Below are 583 nucleotides of genomic sequence, written 5' to 3' on the forward strand. Positions count from 1 at the left end.
CTCGGGCGAGATGGGTTCTTTACCTATTTGAGAAGTGAAGGTTTACTGGTTAAACCGAAGAAAAGCTACACAAAAACCACGTTCAGCAAACACTGGATGAAGAAGCATCCTAATCTGCTGAAAGAGGAAGGACTGCATGATGCAGGGCATGTACTGGTCAGTGATATCTCCTATCTTGAGTCAGACCAAGGTGTGCACTACCTGTCACTGGTCACCGATGCCAGTTCTCGTAAGATAGTCGGTCATCATGTGAGTAAAGACATGAAAGCCGAGAGTGTGGTGAAAGCGTTAAAAATGGCCATCAAAGATAAACGCTATATCGGCAACGCGGTGCATCACTCAGACAGAGGTTTACAGTACTGCTCAGCCGTTTATCAGAATGCGCTTCAGGCGAGCCAAATCCAGCCGTCAATGACGGATGGTTATGATTGCTACCAAAATGCATTAGCAGAAAGAGTGAATGGCATACTGAAGCAGGAGTTTTTACTGCACCGATGTAGGACATTTGCGGAGCTGAAGATACTTGTTAGAGAATCGATAGCAATATACAACGATATGAGACCGCATCTGAGTTTGAATATGG

Annotated in this window: 1 pseudogene; it reads left to right on the forward strand. The window is 45.1% G+C overall.

Going from position 1 to position 583, the window contains the following annotated elements:
• Positions 1 to 583: pseudogene (locus tag CBX96_RS21420) on the forward strand (IS3-like element ISShes2 family transposase); the annotation flags it as partial.

Source organism: Shewanella sp. BC20, from assembly GCF_003129585.1.
Lineage (GTDB): Bacteria > Pseudomonadota > Gammaproteobacteria > Enterobacterales > Shewanellaceae > Shewanella > Shewanella seohaensis.